This window comes from Bradyrhizobium sp. SRS-191 (genome assembly GCF_024586915.1).
Taxonomy (GTDB): Bacteria; Pseudomonadota; Alphaproteobacteria; order Rhizobiales; family Xanthobacteraceae; genus Bradyrhizobium.
In genome coordinates this window covers 106650-109889 of record NZ_JANBVS010000013.1, presented here as the reverse complement: position 1 = coordinate 109889, position 3240 = coordinate 106650, and the positions used below count along the sequence as shown (strand labels likewise).

The 3240-nt window shown below is 64.9% G+C and carries 2 protein-coding genes; both read right to left on the bottom strand.

Features of this window, described 5'->3' with window-relative positions; genetic code table 11:
* Positions 1–204 precede the first annotated feature (204 nt).
* A complete protein-coding gene (locus NLR35_RS22790; RefSeq protein WP_257168769.1) occupies positions 205–2334 on the bottom strand; it encodes an AMP-binding protein in 2130 nt (709 codons plus the stop codon).
* 339 nt (positions 2335–2673) lie between these two features.
* Complete coding sequence (locus NLR35_RS22785; RefSeq protein ID WP_257168768.1) at positions 2674–2898, bottom strand: MbtH family NRPS accessory protein; 225 nt, start codon at positions 2896–2898, stop codon at positions 2674–2676.
* Between the last annotated feature and the right edge of the window lie 342 nt (positions 2899–3240).

Below are 3240 nucleotides of genomic sequence, written 5' to 3'. Positions count from 1 at the left end.
CGGCGGTCGCCTGCTTCTGTTGGGTGTCACGCTCTCGTCCAACGTCCGATGTCGACAATCTCGACAGGACGCTGGCACTACAACTCAATTTAAGGTTGTATTTTTGGATGACGCACCTGCCTGGGCTGATGACAGGAACGGCGATCGATTGCTGATCTTGTTGGATAGTCCGGCGCGACTATCGAGAACGGGTCAGGCAACGGGTCAGGTTTGGCCTGCACCCAATGCGCGGACTACTTCGACGTCGTCCATTCTGGCGACCTCCATGGCGAGACCCCGCAGCATGTCGGCCTCGGCCCACAGCGGCGAGACCAGCAGACGCGCATGCAGCTCGCGTCCGAGCTCGGCGAGGCAGCAGTCCTGCCAAAGCCGTGCCGAATCGATCCGCACCATGAAGTCGCTCTCGATCCTGCTCCTGATCCGCATCAGCCCGAGCGATGTGACACCGAAGGCCATCAGCGGATCATCCGGGTCGAGCTGGTCGGCATCGATGCCGGCCAGTTCGCGCAGGATGTCGCGCAGATAATCATCGACCGATCGCTCCTGCTGAGATCGCGTCTGCCCCTTCAAGGCGATGACGAGCTCGACCGCGTCGAGCCGCTGCTCCTCCACCGCGGCCTCGTCCAGCTCCGAACTCCACTCGGCATGGATCGGCAGCGAGCCTTCGGCCAGCATCGCGCGGGCCCGGGAGCGCTGGATCTTGCCGCTTGAGGTCTTCGGCAGCAGGCGGTGTTGCGTGACCACGACGCGCGTGAGCTCGATGCCATGTCGCGCGGATACCGCGGACCGCACGGCCTCCAGCACAGCGGCAGTATCGCGCCAGCCGCGCCTCGGTTGCTCGATCAGCAGGACCGGCTGCTCCGTTGCGCGATCCGACATCGTGAACGCGGCCGCCTCGGTGATCTCGGGAACGGCTTCGCGCGCCGTCAGCTCGACGTCCTGCGGATAGACGTTCTGGCCGTGAACGATCATCACGTCCTTGATCCGCCCGCAGACATAGAGCATGCCGTCCCGCATCACGCCGAGGTCACCTGTCCGCAGATACGGGCCCTCGCCATCGGCAAGGCGTGCGCCGAACACGCGTTCGGTCTCGTCGGGATTGCGCCAATAGCCCGGGCCCGTGGTCGAGCCGTCGATCCAGATCTCGCCGATCGCATCCGCCACACAAGGCTGCCGCGTGTCGGGATCGACGATGAGGATGCGATGCTCCGGGCTCGGCACACCACATGACGGCAGGCTGTAGGCATCCTCAGCCGTCACGGCGCTACCGATCGCGCGTTGCTTCATGGCTGCATGCGAGACGGTCAAGGCCGACTGCCCGCGCCATACCGGCCCGCCGGAGACGAGCAGCGTCGCTTCGGCCAGCCCGTAGAACGGGCACATTGCGCGGCGGTCGAGTCCATAAGGCGCGAAGCGTTCGGCGAAGCGCTCCATCGTCTGCTGATTGATCGGCTCGGCGCCGGAGCCGGCGACGCGCCAGTGCCGCAGATCGAGGCCGACGCAATCTTCCTCGGCCACCTGCCGAAGGCAGAGATCATAGGCGAAGTTCGGCGCGATCGTGATCGTGCCGCCGAAGCGGGAGATCGCCTCGAGCCAGCGGACGGGACGGCTGACGAAGGCGGCCGGCGGCATCAGGATGGCGGTCGCACCGTGATAGAGCGAGGTGCAGATGCTGCCGAACAGGCCGAGATCATGGAAGTGCGGCACCCAGCTGACCCACACCGAGCTGGTGTCGAGCTCGGCCTGACGGCCGAGCAGAAGCGCGTTGCGTGCCGCATTGCCATGGGTCACGGCGACGCCGCGGGGCAATCCGGTCGAGCCCGACGTATATTGCAGCACGCAGAGCTCGTCCGGCGACGGCATGATCAACTTGCCCTCAGCGTCGTCGAGGCCTGCGTCGTCGAGGTCTGTGCCATCGAGCGGAAGCGTGTCCGTCGCGATCGTTGGCAGCGGATGACCCGATGCCGACACCAGACCATCGAGCCGCGCCTGCAGCGACGCGGACGTCAGAACCATCGCCGGCTCGGAATTCTCGATCAGCGCCGCGATGGCGCCGCCGCCGCCCGCGCGACGCGGCAGCGCGAGCGGCACCGCCACCGCACCCGCATAGAGCACGGCGAAGAACGCGCTCACGAACTCCAGCCCCGGCGGGTAGAACATCAGGACGCGATCGCCACGCCCAAGCCCTGCTTCGCGCAGCCGCGCCGCCAATCGCGTCGCGACGCGATCAAGCCCGGCATAGCTGATGTCGGCCGTCACCGACGCGGCGGGCAGAAAGCGGAATGCGACCCGCTCCGGCATCATCAGCGCGTTCGTCCGCAATGCCTCCACCATCGTTGCGGCACCAGCGCTGACGGCGCTGCTCGTTACTGCACTCTCGGATCTCATCATCGGCCTCAGTCCCCAGCCGAACGCATCACAGCGACGTCCGCCGGCACCTCGGCGGACATGGGTTATTTGTCGGCAACACATCGCCACGTCGCGACCGCATCCACTTGCTCGCAACTCAATCGGCCGTCTCGCGAGTCACCACACGGACCACCGACCCACCCACCAGGATCAGCTTCGCCTATGCCTGACGCTCAACAGCCACGCTCAGTTGATGTGCAACTCCAGAAACCACCGACCTGCATCGCACGACGCAGGCTGCGACAGCAACGATCTCCCGCGCCGTCAGGACGCCTCCGCCATGCGGCGACGCAGACTGAGCGGCCGCATGTCGGTCCAGACCTCATCGATATGCTTCAGGCAATCGGCCTTCGCTCCACGCACACCCTCGGCGCGCCAGCCGTCGGGAATGGCACGCCCGGCCGGCCAGATCGAATACTGCTCCTCGTCGTTGAGGACGACGATGAACTCCTCCTCGGTCGGCGCGCTCGGCTTGACACTGGCATGCATGACGTTCGACCTCCTCGTTGGACACACCACTGCGACACGCGCTCCCGACGCCTCGGGCAACGCAACACAGCGGCCACAGGCCGAGCAACGACGATCGATCCTCAAAGACGACGATCGCACTTGTTAGCTCGTCCTATATCTCTCCTAATATAGGAGACCCCTCCCTACCGCAATACCAATGTAAAGCGGGAACCCACTTTAGGTTGTAAACTCTCTCTAACGTTTATTTGAACATCCGAGGACACCGCGTTGAGCCCGATCACCACAAAACTTTTACAAACAACGCCGACGTCACACGAACACATCGCGGGAGAGGGGCAGCAACTCCTGCCGATCTCAGAC

Coding starts and splice junctions, on each gene's coding strand:
- NLR35_RS22785 (WP_257168768.1), bottom strand. CDS start 2,898: ATGCATGCCAGTGTCAAGCCGAGCGCGCCGACCGAGGAGGAGTTCATC.
- NLR35_RS22790 (WP_257168769.1), bottom strand. CDS start 2,334: ATGGTGGAGGCATTGCGGACGAACGCGCTGATGATGCCGGAGCGGGTC.